The sequence below is a fragment of the Pseudomonas sp. Irchel s3h9 genome (genome assembly GCF_900187475.1).
Lineage (GTDB): Bacteria > Pseudomonadota > Gammaproteobacteria > Pseudomonadales > Pseudomonadaceae > Aquipseudomonas > Aquipseudomonas neuropathica.
The window spans coordinates 67,670-88,224 of sequence record NZ_FYDH01000010.1 but is presented as its reverse complement, the minus strand read 5'-3'; the positions used below and the strand labels follow the sequence as shown (position 1 = coordinate 88,224).

17 protein-coding genes are annotated in these 20,555 nt (G+C 59.7%); 11 read left to right on the top strand and 6 right to left on the bottom strand.

Annotation, left to right across the window (positions count from 1 at the left end; translation table 11 throughout):
* Window positions 1-158 precede the first annotated feature (158 nt).
* The 9 genes from CKW26_RS17875 to CKW26_RS17835 all read left to right on the top strand — a co-directional run bounded on the left by CKW26_RS17875 (window position 159) and on the right by CKW26_RS17835 (window position 10,742).
* Window positions 159-1,466 carry a CitMHS family transporter gene (locus tag CKW26_RS17875; RefSeq protein ID WP_095049556.1) on the top strand — a complete coding sequence of 436 codons (1,308 nt, stop codon included), beginning with the start codon at window positions 159-161 and terminating at the stop codon, window positions 1,464-1,466.
* Window positions 1,467-1,551: 85 nt separating this feature from the next.
* A complete protein-coding gene (locus CKW26_RS17870; RefSeq protein ID WP_007911817.1) occupies window positions 1,552-2,319 on the top strand; it encodes a TerC family protein in 768 nt (255 codons plus the stop codon).
* Window positions 2,320-2,751: 432 nt separating this feature from the next.
* The gene (locus CKW26_RS17865) at window positions 2,752-4,410 is read left to right on the top strand and encodes a Na/Pi cotransporter family protein (RefSeq protein WP_095049555.1); all 1,659 of its coding nucleotides are present in this window, start codon (window positions 2,752-2,754) and stop codon (window positions 4,408-4,410) included.
* Window positions 4,411-4,580: 170 nt separating this feature from the next.
* A complete protein-coding gene (locus tag CKW26_RS17860; RefSeq protein ID WP_095049554.1) occupies window positions 4,581-5,972 on the top strand; it encodes a pitrilysin family protein in 1,392 nt (463 codons plus the stop codon).
* Between the two features lie 178 nt (window positions 5,973-6,150).
* Window positions 6,151-7,179: a DUF5924 family protein gene (locus tag CKW26_RS17855; RefSeq protein WP_095049553.1), complete on the top strand. Its 1,029-nt coding sequence runs from the start codon at window positions 6,151-6,153 to the stop codon at window positions 7,177-7,179.
* A gap of 54 nt (window positions 7,180-7,233) precedes the next feature.
* The gene (locus CKW26_RS17850; RefSeq protein ID WP_095049552.1) at window positions 7,234-8,382 is read left to right on the top strand and encodes an ABC transporter permease; all 1,149 of its coding nucleotides are present in this window, start codon (window positions 7,234-7,236) and stop codon (window positions 8,380-8,382) included.
* Window positions 8,379-9,182 (top strand): ABC transporter ATP-binding protein, encoded by an 804-nt coding sequence (locus CKW26_RS17845; protein WP_095049551.1) that lies wholly within the window; start codon window positions 8,379-8,381, stop codon window positions 9,180-9,182. The genes CKW26_RS17850 and CKW26_RS17845 overlap by 4 nt, the downstream gene beginning before the upstream one ends.
* Window position 9,183: 1 nt before the next feature.
* The gene (locus tag CKW26_RS17840; protein WP_095049550.1) at window positions 9,184-10,122 is read left to right on the top strand and encodes an MlaD family protein; all 939 of its coding nucleotides are present in this window, start codon (window positions 9,184-9,186) and stop codon (window positions 10,120-10,122) included.
* Window positions 10,119-10,742, top strand: coding sequence for an ABC-type transport auxiliary lipoprotein family protein (locus CKW26_RS17835; protein ID WP_095049549.1), 624 nt, complete (start codon window positions 10,119-10,121; stop codon window positions 10,740-10,742). The genes CKW26_RS17840 and CKW26_RS17835 overlap by 4 nt, the downstream gene beginning before the upstream one ends.
* A 121-nt stretch (window positions 10,743-10,863) precedes the next feature.
* Here the strand turns inward: CKW26_RS17835 and CKW26_RS17830 are convergent, their stop codons facing one another.
* The 5 genes from CKW26_RS17830 to CKW26_RS17805 all read right to left on the bottom strand — a co-directional run bounded on the left by CKW26_RS17830 (window position 10,864) and on the right by CKW26_RS17805 (window position 15,333).
* Window positions 10,864-12,093, bottom strand: a complete 1,230-nt coding sequence (locus CKW26_RS17830; protein WP_095049548.1) for a nucleoside recognition domain-containing protein — start codon at window positions 12,091-12,093, stop codon at window positions 10,864-10,866.
* A 217-nt stretch (window positions 12,094-12,310) separates the two neighbouring features.
* Window positions 12,311-13,642 (bottom strand): glutamate/aspartate:proton symporter GltP, encoded by a 1,332-nt coding sequence (gltP, locus tag CKW26_RS17825; protein ID WP_034152229.1) that lies wholly within the window; start codon window positions 13,640-13,642, stop codon window positions 12,311-12,313.
* 702 nt (window positions 13,643-14,344) lie between these two features.
* Complete coding sequence (locus CKW26_RS17815; RefSeq protein ID WP_095049547.1) at window positions 14,345-14,809, bottom strand: inhibitor of vertebrate lysozyme family protein; 465 nt, start codon at window positions 14,807-14,809, stop codon at window positions 14,345-14,347.
* A gap of 2 nt (window positions 14,810-14,811) precedes the next feature.
* Window positions 14,812-14,976: a DUF1328 domain-containing protein gene (locus CKW26_RS17810; RefSeq protein ID WP_003177151.1), complete on the bottom strand. Its 165-nt coding sequence runs from the start codon at window positions 14,974-14,976 to the stop codon at window positions 14,812-14,814.
* Between the two features lie 72 nt (window positions 14,977-15,048).
* Window positions 15,049-15,333: a hypothetical protein gene (locus CKW26_RS17805; protein ID WP_093429512.1), complete on the bottom strand. Its 285-nt coding sequence runs from the start codon at window positions 15,331-15,333 to the stop codon at window positions 15,049-15,051.
* A gap of 427 nt (window positions 15,334-15,760) precedes the next feature.
* On the opposite strand from CKW26_RS17805, the gene algB reads away from it, so the two are divergent.
* A complete protein-coding gene (gene algB / locus CKW26_RS17800; protein ID WP_095049546.1) occupies window positions 15,761-17,107 on the top strand; it encodes a sigma-54-dependent response regulator transcription factor AlgB in 1,347 nt (448 codons plus the stop codon).
* A 10-nt stretch (window positions 17,108-17,117) separates the two neighbouring features.
* A complete protein-coding gene (locus CKW26_RS17795; RefSeq protein WP_095049545.1) occupies window positions 17,118-18,908 on the top strand; it encodes a KinB sensor domain-containing domain in 1,791 nt (596 codons plus the stop codon).
* Here the strand turns inward: CKW26_RS17795 and CKW26_RS17790 are convergent.
* The gene (locus CKW26_RS17790) at window positions 18,905-20,518 is read right to left on the bottom strand and encodes an EAL domain-containing protein (RefSeq protein ID WP_176471263.1); all 1,614 of its coding nucleotides are present in this window, start codon (window positions 20,516-20,518) and stop codon (window positions 18,905-18,907) included. The genes CKW26_RS17795 and CKW26_RS17790 overlap by 4 nt on opposite strands.
* Window positions 20,519-20,555: the final 37 nt, after the last annotated feature.

Here is a 20,555-nt window from a genome sequence, read left to right as displayed (position 1 = left end):
GCACGAACGGCCCAATTAACAACAACAATGGTGATTCTGATGTCCTCTGTAGCCCGCCTTCGCGCTGTCACTCCTCCCGTACGTCTCGTGCTTCCCGTTCTGCGCTGATCGGCCCGATCTGCTCATTTAACTAGCCACGCTACGCCTGGAGTATTCCCATGCTGACTTTCCTTGGCTTCGCCATGGTCATCACGTTCATGTTCCTGATCATGACCAAGCGCCTGTCCGCGCTGATCGCTCTGATCATCATCCCGATCGTCTTCGCCCTGTTCGGCGGTTTCGCACCGAAGATCGGTCCGATGATGCTCGAAGGCATCACCAAGCTCGCGCCGACCGGCGTGATGCTGATGTTCGCCATTCTCTATTTCGCCCTGATGATCGACTCCGGCCTGTTCGACCCGGCCGTGCGCAAGATCCTCAAACTGGTCAAGGGCGACCCGCTGAAAGTTTCGGTCGGCACCGCCGTACTGGCGCTCGTCGTTTCCCTCGATGGTGACGGCGCGACCACTTACATGATCTGCGTGGCCGCCATGCTGCCGCTGTACAGCCGCATCGGCATGAGCCCGCGGATCATGGCCGGTCTGATCATCCTCGCCGGTGGCGTGATGAACATGACCCCATGGGGCGGCCCGACTGCCCGCGCCGCCAGTGCGCTGCACGTCGATCCATCGGACATTTTCGTGCCGATGATTCCGGCGATGGCGGCTGGTGTTTTGGCGATCCTGGTCATCGCCTACTTTTACGGTAAGCGTGAGCGTGCGCGTCTCGGTGAGCTGCATCTGGTTGGCGATGATATCGATCACAGCGAAATCAGCGTGTCGCAATTCCCGGATGCCCGCCGTCCGAAACTGATCTGGTTCAACGGCGCCCTGACCTTCGGCCTGATGTGCACGCTGATCGCCGGCCTGTTGCCGTTGCCGGTGCTGTTCATGGTGGCGTTCAGTATTGCCATGATCGTCAACTACCCTTGCCTGCAGATGCAAAAGGATCGTGTCGCCGCTCACGCCGGCAGCGTGCTGGCAGTGGTCGGGCTGATCTTTGCGGCGGGTATCTTCACCGGTATCCTGAGCGGCACCGGCATGGTCGATGCGATGTCGAAGAGCCTGTTGGCGGTGATTCCGGATTTTCTCGGCCCGTACCTGGCCGTGATCACGGCGCTGGTGAGCATGCCGTTCACCTTCTTCATGTCCAACGATGCGTTCTACTATGGCGTGTTGCCGGTGTTGGCCGAGGCCGCCAGCCACTACGGGATCACCGCAGTGGAAATGGCCCGTGCCTCGATCGTCGGTCAGCCCGTCCACTTGCTGAGCCCGTTGGTGCCATCGACGTATCTGTTGGTGGCCCTGGCCGGCATCGATTTTGGTGACCACCAGCGTTTCACCCTGAAATGGGCGATCCTGGTTTGTATCTGCATCCTGATTGCTGCACTGCTGTTGGGGACTTTCCCGGTGTTCAGCACTCTATAAGCCCACGACTCACCGTTTCGGGTCCTGGCTTCGCTGTTTGAAGCCCGGACCTTTTTCGGTTTAACAATCGCTCAAAGGAATACACATGGAATGGCTGACCAACCCCGAAATCTGGGTTGCCTTCTTCACCCTGACCGCCCTGGAAATCGTCCTCGGCATCGATAACATCATCATGATTTCGATCCTGGTCAGCCGCATGCCCAAACACATGCAGCAGCGCACCCGGATCTTCGGTCTCGGCCTGGCCATGATCACCCGCATCCTGTTGCTGCTGTCGATCACCTGGGTCATGCGCCTCACCGCCGACCTGTTCGAGGTGTTCGGCCAAGGCATTTCCGGCCGTGACCTGATCCTGTTCTTCGGTGGTCTGTTCCTGCTGTGGAAGAGCTCGCAAGAGATGTACCACGCGCTGGAAGGCGAAGACGAAAGCGACGAAACCCCGGGCGGCAAGGGTGGCAACTTCCTCTACACCATCATCCAGATCGCGATCATCGACATCGTCTTCTCGCTGGATTCGGTGATCACCGCCGTGGGCATGGTGTCCCACGTGCCGGTGATGGTCGCGGCGATCGTCGTGGCGGTGCTGGTGATGATGCTGGCCTCGGGCAAGATCAGCGAGTTCATCGACAAGCACCCGTCGCTGAAGATGCTGGCGCTGTCGTTCCTGCTGGTGGTCGGCACCGTGCTGATTGCCGAGTCGTTCGACGTGCATGTACCGAAAGGCTACGTCTACTTCGCCATGGCGTTCTCGCTGGCGGTGGAAGCGATCAACATCAAGCTGCGCGGCGCGATGGCCAAGAAGAGACAGCAGCAAGATCCGGTGAAACTGCGCAAGGACATCCCGGGCCAGTAACCCGGTAATCCAGACGCACGCAATACCCCCTGTGGGAGCGAGCCTGCTCGCGAAGACGGAGTGTCAGTCGACAAAAATGTTGGCTGATCCACCGCTTTCGCGAGCAGGCTCGCTCCCACATTTGTTTGTGCAACATTCAGTCACTGCGGACCTTGTGGGAGCTGGCTTGCCAGCGATAGCGGAGTGTCAGGCGACATCAATGTTGGTTGTGCCGACGCCATCGCTGGCAAGCCAGCTCCCACAGGAGACGGCGTTGATTTAAAGGGAGTGTATGAAGCGCTTTTCATGACACTTTTGTTTCAATCGACACTTTAGCTGTGCAATGCTGGCGCCCAGACCGTTAGCCAACTACAGCTTAAGTATCAAAAACGTAGAAACCGCGCGGTACCGTCAACTTGCCTCTCTGAGGCACTGCTATTACAGGGGGTCTGCATGCTCACCCTGCTCAATCTGCTTTCCGCCGTCGCCCTGCTGATCTGGGGCACGCATATCGTTCGAACCGGCATCCTGCGGGTGTACGGCACCAACCTGCGCCATGTGATTGGCCAAAACATGTCCAAGCGCTGGCTGGCCTTTGTCGCCGGCATCGTCGTTACCGCGATGGTGCAGAGCAGCAATGCCACGGCCATGCTCGTGACCTCTTTCGTCGGCCAGGGCCTGATGGCGCTGACCCCGGCGCTGGCGACCATGCTCGGCGCCGACGTCGGTACCGCGCTGATGGCGCGGGTGCTGACGTTTGACTTGTCGTGGCTGTCGCCGCTGCTGATTTTCCTCGGGGTGATTTTCTTTCTGTCGCGCAAACAGACGCGGCTCGGGCAGATGGGCCGGGTCAGCATCGGTCTGGGGCTGATCATTCTCGCGCTGCAATTGATCGTCGAGGCCGCTGCGCCGATCACTCACGCTCAAGGGGTCAAGGTGATCTTCGCCTCGCTGACCGGCGATATCCTTCTCGACGCCTTGGTCGGCGCATTGTTCGCGATGATTTCCTACTCGAGCCTCGCCGCCGTGTTGCTCACCGCGACACTGGCCGGCGCCAGTGTGATCAGCTTGCCGGTGGCGATCGGTCTGGTGATCGGCGCCAACATCGGCAGCGGCATTCTCGCTTTCATGAGCACCAGCATGCAGAACGCGGCCGGGCGGCAAGTGGCGCTGGGCAGTCTGCTGTACAAACTGATCGGCCTGCTGCTGATCATTCCGGTACTCGATCCGCTGGTGCACTGGATCGACAGCCTCGATTTCAGCCCGCAGGAAATGGTCATCGGTTTCCACTTGCTCTACAACACTGCGCGCTGCCTGATTCTGCTGCCGTCGGTGGGGCCGATGGCGCGCCTCTGCGCGTGCCTGCTGCCGGAACGGCCGGAGGTCAACGGCACTGCCAAACCGCGTCACCTCGATGCGACGGCACTGGTCACGCCGAGCCTGGCGTTGGCCAACGCCGCGCGGGAAACTCTGCGCATGGGCGATCTGCTCGACAACATGCTCGACGCCACCCTCGATGTGCTGCGCGGCAAGCAGACCGCCGTCACCCAGGAAATGCGCCGACTGACCGACGACGTCGAAGCGCTGTACAGCGCGATCAAGCTGTACCTGGCGCAGATGCCCCGCGAAGACCTCGGCGAGCAGGACAGTCGGCGCTGGGCCGAGATCATCGAGCTGGCGATCAATCTGAAACTGGCCGCCGACCTGATCGAACGCATGCTGCGCAAGATCCAGCAGCAGAAAACCTCGCAGCGGCGCTCGTTTTCCGAGGAAGGTCTGGAGGATCTGGCCGGATTGCAGCAGCAATTGATCGCTAATCTGCGGTTGGGGCTGTCGGTGTTCCTCAGTGGTGACCGCGAAAGCGCCCGCCAGCTACTGCGCGAGAAACGCCGCTTTCGCGCGCAGGAACGTCGTCTGGCCCATGCGCATGTCAGCCGTTTGCAACGCAAGATCGTGCAGAGTATCGAGACCAGTTCGCTGCATCTGGAGTTGATTGCCGACATGAAGCGGCTCAATTCGCTGTTTTGCGGCAGTGCGTATGTGGTGCTGGAAACGGCGGATACCGGGGCGCTGGCGACGGATGATATTGCCGACATTACGCATTCGCCTTGAACGACTGGGGCTGGGTTTAGTCAGTTACATTGATTCAGCCTTCAGGCCGCTATCGCGAGCAGGCTCACTCCTACAGTGGGGAATGCATTTCAAATGTGGGAGCGAGCTTGCTCGCGAAGGCGATCTGACTGACGACACGGATCTCCAAATCAGCCGTATGGAAGCCTGTTATGCGTTGCCTGTTGTTCGCCTGTCTGTTGCTCGGTTCCCTGCCCGCCTTCGCCCTGGATCGTTTTCAGGTTGAAGGCTATGCGCTGCCCAATGGTTTGCAGTTGCTGCTCAAGCCCGGCACCGAGCGCGGGCATGTTGCGATCCGGTTGGTAGTGGGCGTCGGCCTTGATGATTTCGATTGCGATGACAAGGAGTTGCCGCACCTGCTTGAGCATTTGTTGTTCAGCGGCATCGATGCGACCGGCGAAGGCGGTTTAGAGGAACGTATGCAAGCGCTGGGTGGTGACTGGAATGCGTTCACCAGTAACGCCGACACCACGTTTGTCATCGAAGCGCCGGCGAAAAACCAGCGCAAGGTACTCGACCTGCTGCTCGCTCTGCTCACGCAAACGCGCATCGACGACAACGCGATCAACGCCGCCAAACGTGTGGTCGAGCGCGAGGACGGCGGCCATTACACGCGCCTGCAACGCTTCCTTGATCGTCAGGACCTTGGCCACACCGCGAGCAATCAGCTCGCCGTCGAACTGGGCTTGAAATGCCCGCAGCGCGCCGAGGTCGGTCACCTGACTCAGGAACAACTGGAGAAGGTGCGCGAGGCCTGGTACGCGCCGAACAACATGACCCTGATCGTCGTCGGCGAACTCGACAAACTGCTGCCGGCCTATCTGGAACGCACCTGGGGCGCGCTCGAAGCGGTCGAGCCGAGCGAGCACCGTGCACTGCCGGACATCAGCACTAGCGCCGCCCATGAGCGCACCCTCACCCGTGGCTTTATCGGCGACAGCGCCAAGTTGCACTGGCTGGTGCCGGAACCGGTGCTGAACGATCAGTACGATGAGACGTTCGATATCCTCAAGGATTATCTGGATTGGGCGCTGTATCGGCAGATTCGTCTCAACCACGGTTTGTCCTATGGGCCGTGGGCCGAGCGTGAGGTATTTGGCGGCGTCGGTTTCATGAGCCTGAATGCCGATCTGGATCGTGATGACGTCGACGAAGCTATTCAGGTGCTGGAGGACCTCAAGGCTGATCTGCTGAAAAACGGCCTAGACCCGGATACTTTCGCGCGGATCAAGCAGGCCTCGATCGCCCATCAGGCGTGGGCGGTGCAAGGCAACAGTGCGCTGGCGGATTATTACTGGAGCGCCCTCGGTGATTACCAGGACGGTCGTTTTGCCAACCCGGCGCGGGAGCTTCAAGGGGTGACGCTGGAAGCGGCGAACAAGGCCATGCGTGAGTTGCTGTTGCAACCGGGGTATCTGCGGATCGAGAAGCCGTTGATCAGTGATGATCAGGTTTTGTGGTTGAGTGCGGGTGGCTTGGGTCTGGTGTTGCTGGTCCTGATCGGCTGGCGTTTGCATCACCGCCGCCGGCCGGCCGAGCACTAATCCTGTAGGAGTGAGCCTGCTCGCGATAGCGGTCCTTCAGTCACCATTTCTTCGGCTGATATTCCGCAATCGCGAGCAGGCTCACTCCTACAATGAAATGCGTTGGTTTTAAGTGACCATCAGCCTTGCCAGCGCTACTCTGTCCAGGTTTTTTCCCCTCAAGTCGTGAACCGCCCAAATGCCAAAAATACAGCTCCTGATCCAGCGTATTCTCGAACTGATGAAGCGCTATCCCGGGGTCATTGCGCTTGGTGGTTTTATCTCTGGGGTCGGCAGTTTCATCATGGTCGATCGTCAGCAGGGCCTGGCGAGTTGGATCACCGTGATCATGCTGCTCAGCTGGATCTGGCTGATGCTGGAAAACACCCTCACCGGCCTCTTCACCCGCGTGTTCAAACGCGAGATTCCCCAGCCGCTGCTGCGTTACGCGACGCAGATGATCCATCAGGAAAGCCTGTTTTTCGTCCTGCCGTTCTTTTTCATCACCACGACGTGGAATAGCGGACAGCTGTTTTTCACCGGCCTGCTCAGCGTCGCGGCACTGATTTCCATCGTCGATCCGCTCTATTACAAATGGCTGGCGCCACGGCGCTGGGCGTTTCTCGCGCTGCACACTCTGACCCTGTTCGCCGCCCTGCTCACCGCGTTGCCGGTGATCATGCACCTGACCACCGCGCAAAGCTTCAAGTGGGCGCTTGGCATTGCCGTGTTGTTGTCGTTCCCGAGTCTGGCGTCGATCTTCCCGATCCGCACGCTGCGCAATGCCCTGGCGATCCTGTGCATCACGGTCGGCATCGGTGGCGTGGGTTGGGCGCTGCGTTCGTGGGTGCCACCGGCGACGCTGTGGATGACCGACGTGGCGATCAGCACGCAAATGCAGGACCGCACCCCAGGCGCCAGCCTCGACACGGTCAGCGCCGAGCAGATTCGTGGCGATGGCCTTTACGCCTATACCGCTATCAACGCGCCGCGCGGGCTGGATGAGCGGATTTATCACGTCTGGCAATTCAACGGCAAAGAGGTCGACCGCATCGCCCTCGACATCCATGGCGGGCGCAAGGAAGGCTACCGTGCGTGGACGCACAAGCAGAACTTCCCCGGCAACCCGGCGGGCAAGTGGCAAGTGCGGGTGTTGACCGAGGATGGCCAGGTGATCGGCGTGCTGCGTTTCGAAGTCACGGACAGCACAGCGATCAAAGAAAAGTAATCCGGTTCGTGCTATTACGTTAGTTCGCATAAAGGCCGAACAAGCACGGAGCTTATGACCAGCAGCTCGATCAGCGGTAATGCTCAACTGGACACGTCGATAACCCCTGCCCGCCTGAGGGTCACGGGGGACTGGACGCTTGCCCATTACGCCGAGCTCAAGCAACTGAGCGAAAAGCTCCACGGTCAGTACGATGCCAACACCCCGATCGACCTCAACAGCCTCGGCGCCCTCGACACCGCTGGCGCTTCGTTGCTGGTCGAACTGCTCGGCTCCGAACGCCTGGGCAAATCCGCCGAACACCCCGATTGCACCCTGACCTCCGCCGACCGCGCGCTGCTGCAAACCGTGTACTGCTCGATGACCGATTTCTGCGTGCCGATCAAAGAGCCGGAAATCAGCGTCAGTGTGCAACTGCTGAAGCGCATTGGTCGCGCCGTCGACACCGTCTGGCAGGACACTCTGCAACTGCTCGGTTTCGTCGGCCTGATCATGGAAACCATCGCTCGCAACCTGTTACGGCCCAAGCGCTGGCGCATCACGCCAATGATCGCGCACATCGAGCAGACCGGCCTCGATGCCGCGCCGATCGTGGCATTGCTGACATTTCTGGTGGGTGCGGTGGTGGCGTTTCTCGGCGCCACGGTGCTGGCCAGTTTCGGTGCGACGATTTTTACCGTGGACCTGGTGGGCTTCTCGTTCCTGCGCGAATTTGGTGTGCTGCTCACGGCAATCCTCATGGCCGGGCGCACTGCCAGTGCCTTCACTGCGCAGATCGGCTCGATGAAGGCCAACGAGGAAATCGATGCGATTCGCACCCTCGGCCTTGATCCGATGGAGCTGCTGGTGGTGCCGCGCGTGCTGGCGATGCTGGTGGCGTTGCCGATGCTGACCTTCCTGGCGATGCTCTGCGGGATAATCGGCGGCGGCGTGGTCTGCGCGGTGTCGCTGGATATCTCGCCGGCGATGTTCCTGACGCTGTTGCAGTCGGATATCGGCGTGCAGCACTTTCTGGTCGGCTTGGTGAAGGCGCCGATCTTCGCCTTCATCATTGCTGCAATTGGTTGCCTGGAAGGCTTCAAGGTCAGTGGCAGCGCCGAGTCGGTCGGCGCCCACACTACGTCTGCCGTGGTGCAATCGATTTTCGTGGTGATCGTGCTCGACGCGGTGGCCGCGCTGTTCTTCATGGAGATGGGCTGGTGAGTCGTCTACCCCGCGCGCCCTCGGAGGCGGTGATCGAAGTCCGTGGCCTGTGCAATCGCTTTGGCAGCCAGAGCGTGCACGAGAACCTCGACCTGGATTTGTACAAAGGCGAGATTCTCGCCGTGGTCGGCGGCTCCGGCAGCGGCAAATCGGTGTTGCTGCGCAGCATCGTCGGCCTGCGCCGGCCCAGCGAAGGCATCGTCAAAGTGTTCGGCAAGAACCTGCCGAGCCTGTCCGAGCATGAGCGCTCGCTTATCGAACGCCGTTTTGGTGTGCTGTTTCAGAAAGGCGCGCTGTTCTCCTCGCTGACCGTTACTGAGAACGTCGCCCTGCCCCTTATCGAACACGCCGGCCTCAGCCGCAACGACGCCGAGCACTTGGCTGCGGTGAAGCTGGCGCTGGCCGGGTTGCCGCTGTCGGCGGCGGACAAATACCCGGCATCGCTGTCCGGCGGCATGATCAAACGCGCTGCTCTGGCCCGGGCTCTGGCGCTGGACCCGGACATCCTGTTTCTCGATGAACCCACCGCCGGCCTCGATCCGATTGGTGCGGCGCAGTTCGATCAATTGATCCTGACCCTGCGCGATGCGCTCGGTCTCAGCGTGTTTCTGGTGACCCACGACCTCGACACGCTCTACACCATCACCGACCGCGTGGCGGTGCTGGCGCAGAAAAAAGTGCTGGTCGCCGGCCCGATCGACGTCGTCTCGGAAACCGACGACGCATGGATTCACGAATACTTCCACGGTCCGCGTGGCCGCTCGGCGCTGGACGCCGCCAAATTGCTCAACGAGGTCTGACATGGAAACCCGAGCGCATCATGTGTTGATCGGCCTGTTCACCGTGATTGTGGTGGCAGGTGCCCTGCTCTTCGGTCTTTTCCTGGCAAAGTCCAGTGTCGACACCGAGTTCAAGGATTACGAGATTGTCTTCAGCGAGGCGGTCAGTGGCTTGTCCAAGGGCAGCCCGGTGCAGTACAGCGGGATCAAGGTCGGCGATGTGATCAACCTGCGCCTCGATCCAAAGGATCCGCGGCGGGTGCTGGCGCGGATTCGTCTGGCCGGTGATACGCCGGTCAAGGAGGACACCCAGGCCAAACTGGCGCTGGCCGGGATCACGGGGACCTCGATCATCCAGCTCAGCGGTGGTACACCCGAAAGCCCGAAACTGCGTGGGCATGACGGCAATCTGCCGACCATCGTCGCCTCGCCCTCGCCTATTTCGCGCTTGCTCAATGACAGCAACGATTTGATGACCGGCATCACTGCGCTGCTGCAGAACGCCAACCAGATGTTTTCTGCCGAGAACGTCGAGCGTGTGAGCAAAACCCTCGCCCATCTGGAGCAGACCACCGGCACCATCAACGATCAGCGCGGTGACATCAAGCAAGCCATGCAGCAACTGGCGAGCGTTGGCAAACAGGCCGGCAGCATGCTCGAACAGACCTCGTTATTGATGCGCAATGCCAACGGCTTGATCAACGATCAGGGCAAACAGGCATTGGGCAGTGCCGAACAAGCCATGAAGTCGCTGGAGCAAAGTACCGCGACGATCAGCACCCTGCTGAACAAAAACGAAAACTCCCTCGACAACGGCATGCAGGGCCTTAATGGCCTGGCCCCGGCGATCCGCGAACTGCGCGAGACGCTGACCTCGCTGCGCGCCATCTCCCAACGCCTTGAGGCCAACCCCAGCGGCTACCTGCTGGGCCGTGACAAGAACAAGGAATTCACGCCATGAAGCTGACTCGACTTGCCCTCCTCGCCGGCTTCACGCTGATCAGCGCCTGTTCGATTCTGCCCCAGTCCGAGCCGTCGGATGTCTATCGCCTGCCGGCCGCACAGGCGCCCGCCTCGGCCAGTTCAGCGGCGACTCAGTCTTGGTCGTTGCGGTTGAACAAGTTGCAGGCCAGTGAGGCGTTGAACCGGCCGACGATTGCGGTGATTCCGCAGGGCGACGTGATCAGCAGTTACAAGGGCTCGCGCTGGAGTGATCCGGCGCCGGTGCTGGTGCGTAATCGCTTGCTCGATGGGTTTCAGCGTGATGGTCGGGTGACGTTGCTTAGTACCGATGACAGCAACTTTGCGGCGGATCTGGAATTGGGCGGGAGTTTGCAGGCGTTTCAGACCGAATACCAAGGCTCACAGGCCAGCGTTGTGGTGCGCGTCGATGCGTTGCTGGTGCGCGGTTATGACCAGCGCATTCTGGCCAGTCGCCGCTTTGAAGAGCGCCAGCCTCTGAACGATGTACAGGTGCCGGCGGTGGTGGCCGGGTTTGGCCAGGCCAGTGATCGCCTGACCGCCAAAATCGTCGCTTGGGCTGTCGAACAAGGCCAGAAACTGGCCCCCCCAAAACCTTAAGCCCGACACACAACCCCCGTAGGAGTGAGCCTGCTCGCGATAGCGGTGTATCAGTCACCGATGATGGCGATTGATAAACCGCTATCGCGAGCAGACTCGCTCCTACAGTTTTGATGTGTGATCAGCCGAAGAACCAGTAGCACACGCCAATCGCGCCGAGCACACCCGCCAGTTCCGCCAGCAACGCACACCCCACCGCATGCCGCGCCCGCTGAATGCCCACCGCGCCGAAATACACTGCCAGCACATAGAACGTCGTCTCGGTACTACCCTGCACCGTCGCCGCGACCAGCGCCGGGAAGCTGTCGACGCCCGAGGTCTTCATCGTCTCGATCAGCATGGCCCGCGCTGCGCTGCCGGAGAACGGCTTGACCATCGCCGTCGGCAACGCATCGACAAACCGTGTGTCCCAACCCGCCCACTCGACCAGATGACGAATGCCATCCAGACCGAAGTCCAACGCCCCGGAAGCACGCAGTACGCCGACCGCACAGAGCATCGCCACCAGATACGGCAGCAGGTTCTTCGCGACGTCGAAGCCTTCCTTCGCGCCTTCAACGAACGCCTCGTAAACCTTCACTTTCCTCAACGCGCCGATGATCAGAAACAGCATGATCAACCCGAACAGCGTGAGATTGCCGAGGATCGACGACAATCCCGCCAAAGCCGTCGCTGAAAGGGTGCCGAGCAACGCCATGAAGCCACCCAACAACAGCGCACCCGGTACCAGATAGGCCAGCACCACTGGATCCCAGATCCGCAGGCGCTGCATGAACGCCACCGAGAGGAAGCCGACGATCGTCGAGCAACTGGTTGCCAGCAGGATCGGCAGGAACACCAGCGTCGGATCTGGCGCGCCTTGCTGGGCGCGGTACATGAAGATCGTCACCGGCAGCAGGGTCAGGGAGGAGGCGTTGAGCACCAGGAAGAGGATTTGCGCGTTACTGGCGATGGTGGCACTGGGATTGAGCTCCTGCAGCGCCTTCATGGCTTTCAGGCCGATGGGCGTGGCCGCGTTGTCGAGGCCCAGACCGTTGGCGGCGAAGTTCAGAGTGATCAGGCCAAGGGCAGGGTGACCGGCCGGGACTTCCGGCATCAGCCGAAGGAACAGCGGGCCGAGTACCTTGGCCAGCCACTCGACGATCCCGGCCTTCTCGGCGATGCGCAGAAAGCCCAGCCACAGGGTGAGGGTGCCGAACAGCAGCACCATGACTTCGACCGAGAGCTTGGCCATGGCGAAAATGCTTTCCACCATCGCCGCAAAGATCCCGGCGTTGCCGCCGATCAGCCACTGCGCCAGCGCCGATACGGCTGCCACGATGAAGAAGCCAAGCCACAGGCCATTAAGCATCAGTCAAATCCCCCGAAGAATGCCGCGAATGATAGCGGGGTCACCAGAAACGACAAACCCCGGATTTCTCCGGGGTTTGAGTGTACCTGCTGCCACCCCATTTACCGGGTTGACCTCAATCTCCTGTAGGAGCTGCCGAAGGCTGCGATCTTTTGATTTTGTTTTTAAAAAGCAAGATCAACAGATCGCAGCCTGCGGCAGCTCCTACAGGGGTGTGTCAGTTCTTCGAGATTTCGCCTGCAGGCAGTTTTTCCTTGCTGCGCCAGTGCGGCAGGGAGTTCCAGTAGCGCTGGCCCTTGGCATCGTCGTACATGCCTTCCCAACGTGCGATAACCAGTACCGCCAGGGCGTTACCAATCACGTTCAGAGCGGTACGCGCCATGTCCATGATGCGGTCGACACCGGCGATGAACGCCAAGCCTTCCAGCGGAATGCCGACGCTGCCCAGAGTGGCCAGCAGTACCACGAAGGACACGCCCGGTACACCGGCGATGCCTTTGGAGGTGACCATCAGGGTCAGGACCAGCAGCAGCTGCTGGCTGATCGACAGGTCGATGCCGTAGAGCTGGGCAATAAAGATGGCGGCGATCGACTGGTACAGGGTCGAACCGTCGAGGTTGAACGAATAACCGGTAGGCACCACGAAGCTGCAGATGGCTTTCGGTGCGCCGTAGGCTTCCATCTTCTCGATCACGCGTGGCAGCACGGTTTCCGAAGACGCGGTGGAGTAGGCCAGCACCAGCTCATCCTTGAAGATGCGCATCAGCTTGATCACAGAGAAACCGAACAGCTTGGCGATCAGGCCCAGCACCACGAAGGCAAAGAAGGCGATGGCGACGTAAACCAGGATCACCAGTTTCGCCAGCGGCAGCAGCGAGGCGAAGCCGAAGTTGGCCACGGTCACCGCGATCAGTGCGAACACGCCGATCGGCGCATAGTTCATGATCATGTGGGTGACTTTGAACATGCTTTCCGAGACGCCCTGGAACATCTTCACCAGCGGCTCGCGCAGGTCCGACTGCAGGCTCGACAGACCGAGACCGAACAGCACGGAGAAGAAGATGATCGGCAGCATTTCGCCGCGGGCCATGGCCGCGAAGATGTTCGACGGGATCAGGTTGAGGATGGTCTCGATGAACGCGTGTTCATGCTGCACTTCGGCGGCGGTCGCCTGGTACTTCGAGATGTCCACCGTGCCCAGGGTGCTCATGTCGATGCCGGTACCCGGGTGGAACAGGTTGGCCAGCAGCAGGCCGACAACGATGGCGATGGTGGTGACGATTTCGAAATAGATGATCGTCTTCAGGCCAATCCGCCCGAGTTTCTTGGCGTCGCCCACGCCGGCAATGCCGACAATCAGGGAAGAGATGACGATCGGGATCACGATCATCTTGATCAGACGGATAAAGATATCGCCTGCCGGTTGCAGGACGTTGCTGATCCACCAAGCCTTCTCGGCACTGAAGTGATTGAGCAACGCACCAATTGCAATCCCTAGAACAAGACCGATGAGGATCTGCCAGGCGAGGCTGATTTTTGCCTTCTTCATTATCTTTACCCTTACTTGCGTTTGACTCAGGCACATGCAGGAACTGGAACGCTCTTTAGCGGAAAAGTCTGTGCATCTGCCTCCGTATAAGGTGCCCCGAAGCGCGTATTTACGGCTCTTCGGCAGGCGAAAAAAGGCGCAACTATTCCGATGCAAGGTTGCGCCGTCTAATGCCGTAAACGCCTACCCTATGCCGAATCGGCATGAGCTTTTTTAAATGAAACTGGCGTCCCAACCGGTTCGATTGTGACATTTCGGCCGGCATAAGTGCCGTGAACCGGCCATCACAGCCTAGGTTGGTTGTTTTTTGAACGAGAAAAATCGACGAAATATTTAGGAAAAAGCCTACGCAGGAAGACTAGAAGTCCTACTGTTTAAGTGGTCTCTTTGTCGATATACGGTCGCCATGAAACACCGCGTAATGTTTTCGCGCGCAGTGTCAGCGATAAAAAGGATGAGCTAGACGCTCTGGATCAATGTTTTGCGTGTTGGAAAGCTCAGCGCAAGTCCGTCGAGCCACTACGGGTCGGCGAACCTGCGGCGCAGCTTTTACCCTGACCCGGCCCTTGCGCAGGCACTCCCTGTCCCCGTAGGTCACTCCGACCCTGCAACAGTCAGAACGTCCCGGCCCCTTGGTCATGCGCCTGCCTTCCTCAGGTGGGCGCAATGGAAGGCAGCAGGGCTGCTGCCTTCATGTTCAAATCAGTACCACTTCGGATCTTTCTTCAGGGTTTCCATCAAAAGATCCTGCATGCCCTGATCGGGTTTGCCGAGGAAGCGGTAGGTGGCATGTCGCGTTGGCGACTTGTCGGCCGGCAGTCCTTCGGGCACATCCACGAGCATGGCGTATGCGTCTTTCTTGTCGAAACTGAACGCGACGATCAAGCGGTGGTTCAGGCACTTGTCTGCGGATTCGCAGAGCGGGCCGACCAGATACTGGTCGCCATCTTCAGTTACGGCATTCATCTGCTGGTCAGGCGTGCCGGACAGGTTCATCACCCATTCCGGCAGGCGTTCTTCCTTCTTCACCACGCCTTCCCAGGTTTCGCGATACTGCGGGTCGGAACTCAATAGTTCGTTGACCCGCGCCTGGCCGTCATTGGCCGCCATCGCCATGGCACTGCCGCCCAGAAGCAGGGCGGCTGCCAGTGTCTTTAACACAGTCATCGTTAACCTCGGCCGCGACGGCCAAAGAAGAAGGAAGCGATGAACATCACCAGGAACACGACAAAGAGAATCTTGGCGATACCCGTGGCGGTGCCCGCGATACCACCGAAGCCCAGTACGGCAGCGATGATGGCAATGATCAAGAATGTAATTGCCCAGCTCAACATGGTGATTCTCCTTACTTCTCTATTTAGGGGTGTTACGTGTTCTGGCGCTGCGCGCCCGAATTCATCTGTTCTTTAGAAAACCCAACGCTCTTCACGTGGCAGTTGATCCAGCGGCTGCGCCTGATCGACATCCATCATGCGCATCGAGGCGCTCTCGGCCTGGCTGCTGCTGACGGCGCTGAAGTGTGTTTGCGTGTTGTGCTGGATCGAAATCAGCGGCTCAACCTGCTGGCTGTTTTCCCAGCGCAGGTATTGCTGACAGGCGATCAGGGTGATCAACAGCGCCAGTACGCCAAACAGACCTTGCTGAATATGCAGTGGCGAGATACGCACTTGGGCGGCACGTTGGCGAGTCATCCTGGGTTCCTCACTCTTATTCGGTTGGGGCAGTTCATTTCTGCCCGGGCTGAATGAGGTATTGCAGCCTGCATGCCAGTTTTTTAATTGAAAAATATTCAATAAAATCAATTGGTTATAGGCGCGGTAGAAAACCTTCGCGACGCATCCTGCACGATGGGGCATCTGGGATCGTGCGCAATGCACGATTTTTTCGTAGGAGATTTCATTCTTATGGAATTGAGAGCAGGGCGCAGATGTCAGAAAAGTACGCAGGGAATGCCCTGCAAATCGGCATTTGTTTAAAAAACCAACAAAATCAACGTATTGGCCGTAAAGGCAGGAGAGAGCTACCCTCCTATGGCTGGCATCGTTCAGAATCAACCATGCAACTTGCCCGATTTTTCCGGGACTAACCCAAGACCAATCACTATGGAGCGTAGGAAAAATGGAATCTGCCACTGAGCATCAAGGCCGCATTCTGCTGGTGGACGACGAATCCGCCATCCTGCGTACTTTCCGTTATTGCCTCGAAGATGAAGGCTATACGGTTGCCACAGCCAACAGCGCGGCTCAGGCCGACACCTTGCTGCAACGCCAGGTCTTCGATCTGTGCTTCCTTGATTTACGTCTGGGAGAAGACAACGGCCTCGACGTACTGGCGCAGATGCGCATTCAGGCACCATGGATGCGAGTGGTGATTGTCACCGCGCATTCGGCTGTCGATACCGCCGTCGACGCGATCCAGGCCGGCGCCGCCGACTATCTGGTCAAACCGTGCAGCCCGGATCAGTTGCGTCTGGCCACTGCCAAGCAATTGGAAGTGCGCCAACTGTCGGCGCGCCTCGAGGCCCTCGAAGGCGAGATCCGCAAACCGAAGGACGGTCTCGATTCCCACAGCCCGGCGATGAAGGTCGTACTGGAAACTGCACGTCAGGTCGCCGGCACCGACGCCAACATTCTGATCCTCGGCGAGTCCGGCACTGGTAAAGGTGAGCTAGCCCGAGCGATTCACGGCTGGAGCAAGCGCGAGAAAAAATCCTGCGTGACCATCAACTGCCCGTCGCTGACGGCGGAATTGATGGAAAGCGAGCTGTTCGGTCACAGTCGTGGCGCCTTTACCGGGGCCAGCGAAAGCACGTTGGGTCGAGTCAATCAGGCTGACGGCGGCACTCTGTTTCTCGACGAGATCGGCGATTTTCCACTGACATTACAACCCAAGTTGCTACGTTTCATTCAGGACAAGGAATACGAGCGGGTAGGGGATCCGGTCACCCGCCGCGCCGACGTGCGCATTCTAGCGGCGACCAATCTCAATCTCGAAGACATGGTCCGTGACGGGCGTTTCCGTGAAGACCTGCTCTATCGCCTCAACGTCATTACTCTGCACCTGCCGCCTCTGCGCGAGCGTGCCGAGGACATCCTGACGTTGGCCGACCGCTTCCTCGCCCGCTTCGTCAAAGAGTATGCGCGTCCGGCACGTGGCTTCAGCGACGAGGCTCGCGAGGCACTGCTCGGCTATCGCTGGCCGGGCAACATTCGCGAGTTGCGCAACGTGGTCGAGCGGGCGAGCATCATCTGCCCGCAGGAACGCGTGGAGATCAGCCACCTGGGCATGGCCGAACAACCGGCCAACAACGCGCCACGAGTCGGTGCCGCGTTGAGTCTCGATGAGTTGGAGAAGGCGCACATCGGCGCCGTCCTCGCCACCGCCGGCACCTTGGACCAAGCGGCGAAAACGCTCGGCATCGATGCCTCGACCCTGTATCGCAAGCGCAAGCAGTACAACCTGTGAGTGCCCGACGATGAAATTGGCGATGAAGTTGCGGACCCGTTTGTTCTTGAGCATTTCCGCTCTCATCACCGTGGCCTTGCTCGGGCTGTTGCTCGGGCTGGTCAGCGTGATGCAAATGGCTGGCTCGCAGGAAACGACGCTGCGTAACAACTTCGTCACTCTCGATCTGGGCCTCAAGCTGCGACAAACCCTGGGTGATCAACTGGTCCTCATGCTCGCCGAAGAACCCGATCCGGTCGCGTTCGAGGCGTCCAAGCAGCAGTATCTCAAGTTGCTTGATGACGGTATCGCCCAAGAGCACATTGGCGATGGCCGCCAGTATGGTTTTAGTCAGGCCAAGGCTGATTACCTGAGTTTTCTTCAGGCCTTTGATGTGTCCCGTGATCCGGCGGCTGCGTTGAGCAGCAACGCCAACCTCCGAGAGCGCTTCAACACGCTGCGCAACGGTTTGATCACTGAACACAAGCATGCACTGGACAACATTAACGTGGTTCAGCATCAAGCGCGCGACCGGGCATTGTTGATCGCCGGTCTGCTGGGATTTGTCGGGCTGGCGGTGTTGATCATCGGCTTCATCACGGCCCACGGGATTGCCCGGCGTTTCGGCGCGCCGATCGAGGCGCTGGCGCAGGCGGCGGACAATATCGGCCAAGGCAATTTTGAAGTGACCCTGCCGATTTCCTCCGCGATGGAAATGAACCTGCTGACCAAGCGTTTCGGTCTGATGGCTGAGGCCCTGCGGGAACATCAGGCGACCAACGTCGACGAATTGTTCGCCGGTCAGCAGCGGCTGCAAGCGGTGCTCGACAGTATCGACGACGGCTTGCTGATGATCGACCGCCAGGGGCATCTGGAACACCTCAATCCGGTGGCTCAGCGCCAGTTGGGTTGGGAAGATGATCGCCTCGGCCAAGGCTTGGGCACCGCGCTGGAGCGGCCGGAGCTGGATGCGCAGTTGCAACTGGTGTTGCGCGGTGGCTCGCTTGAGCGCGCACCGGAAGACCTGAGCATCGAGGTCGACGGCGAATCTCGTTTGCTGACCTACAGCCTGACGCCGGTCAGCCACACGCAGGGGCATATCCTTGGCGCGGTGATGGTCTTGCATGACGTGACCGAGCAACGCGCCTTCGAGCGGGTGCGCAGCGAATTCGTGTTGCGCGCTTCCCATGAGCTGCGCACGCCGGTCACCGGCATGCACATGGCCTTCGGGCTGTTCCGCGAACGAGCGAAGTACGCCCCGGAATCGCGCGAAGCCGATTTGCTCGACACCGTGAACGAAGAGATGCAGCGCTTGATGCAGTTGATAAACGACTTGCTCAACTTCTCGCGTTATCAGAATGGCCTGCAGAAACTCACGCTGGCACCATGCTCCATCGAGGATTTGCTGGAGCAGGCGCAACTGCGCTTTGCCGATTCGGCGGCGGCCAAGGGCATCGCCCTGCATGTCGAAGTGCAGGGACCGTTGCCACGTTTGCAGGCCGATCAGGCACAGCTCGATCGTGTGCTGGATAACCTGATCGACAACGCCTTGCGCCATACCGCCCGCGACGGTCAGATCCGCTTGCAGGCACGTCGGCATGGCGAGCGGCTGATTATCAGCGTCGAAGACAACGGCGAAGGCATTGCCTACGGCCAGCAGGGGCGGATCTTCGAACCTTTCGTGCAGGTAGGGCGCAAGAAGGGCGGTGCCGGTTTGGGCTTGGCGTTGTGCAAGGAAATCGTCCAGTTGCATGGTGGACGCATGGGCGTTTACTCACGGCCGGGGCAGGGCACGCAGTTTTATATGGCGCTCGCTGTCTAGGCTTCATCATCCATGCGTCGACCGGCAAGGCGCCGGCCACGGGTGATCAGTTCGATGAATTGCACCGCGCTCAGCGCATGGGCGAACAACCAGCCCTGACCGAATTTCACCCCTTCACTGCTGAGCAATTGCGCTTGGGATTCGAGCTCGATGCCTTCGGCAATCACCTTCAAATCCAGCGCCTGGGCCATGTGAATGATGTGCGGGGCGACGCCGCTGCTGGCCGCGTCATGGCCCAGTGCATCAATGAATGCTTTGTCGATCTTCAAGCAGTCCACTGGCAAGGTTTGCAAGTAGGCGAGGCTGCAATAGCCGGTGCCGAAATCGTCGATCAGCACCTGATGGCCAACATCGCGCAGCGCTTGCAGGTTTTCCCGTGCCACCACCACATCAATCAAGCCACGTTCGGTGACCTCGAAGGCAATCTGCCGCGCCGCCACGCGATGCAGTGTGAGCAGCCGCGCCATGACCTGGCCGATGCGTGGCACCATCACGTCGCAGGCTGCCAGGTTGACCGAGATGTATAGCTGCGGATTGGCGCGCAGCAACTGGCCCAGTTGCTCCAGCAGGCGCTGCAGGACGAAGTCGGTCATCTGCCGGATCTGCCCGGTGTTTTCTGCCATGGGGATGAACAGGTCAGGGCTGGTCAGCGTACCGTCGGGGCGGCGCCAGCGCAGCAGGGCCTCGGCACCGACGCAGTTGCGGCTGTCGAGGTCGAAGATCGGTTGATAGAGCACCTGCAGCTCGCCACGGCGAATTGCACCGTGTAGTTCGGCATCCAGAGACTGACGCTGGCGCACCAGTAAGAACACGAAAAATCCGACAAAGGCGCCGAGCAGCAGACACGCCGGGATGATCCACCACCAGACAGCCGGAATGTGCATGCCGGTTCTGGGTGTGATCAGGACCAACTGATACTCCGGATTATCCGTGGGCATGCGGTAGATCAGCCGGGTTTGCGTAACTTGCAGGGCATCGCGACTTTTCGGTGGCCAGTGTTCCGTGGGTGGCCAGGCTTGCGCCGTGCCAAGCACCGGGATAGCACGGGTGCCATGATCGAGCACCACCAGCAGGCTGCTACCGGGAGACAAATCGACCATGTCGGTCAGATGCCCGCGCGAGGTGGCGACGCGGAAATTGCCGCGCCCCAGCATCAGCGCCGCGCGGTTTTCATCAGGTTCGGTGGTGGTGTTCAGCCAATAGCTGTAGGTCGGGCCTTTGATGTCTGGCGCGCGGACCACCGACAGGCCTTCCTGGCGCGGACGGTTGGAGCAGATCCGCGAAGCGTCCATGTAAGCCGCTTCATAGACGAAGCGATAGTTGAAGGTGACTTGCTGCAGGGTGGCGATCATTTCATCGTCACAACTGCGCAAGGGCTGCGCTTCCAGGTCATCGAGACTTTCACGCAACTGGCCAAACAATTGTTCGAGGCGGGCCAGGAAACGTTCGCCTTGTGCGTTCATTTGTTGGCTTTCGTTTTGCTCGACCTGACGCATCGCCACGAACATACCGCCGGCGATCAGCAGGCAGGCACTGAGGACAGCCGCGATCATCGCCAAAAACCAGGGGCGATAAAACCAGCTACGCAGCGTCTCTCGGGTAGCAACCATCATGGAATATCCGAAGAATTACCAATGAGTTATAGCT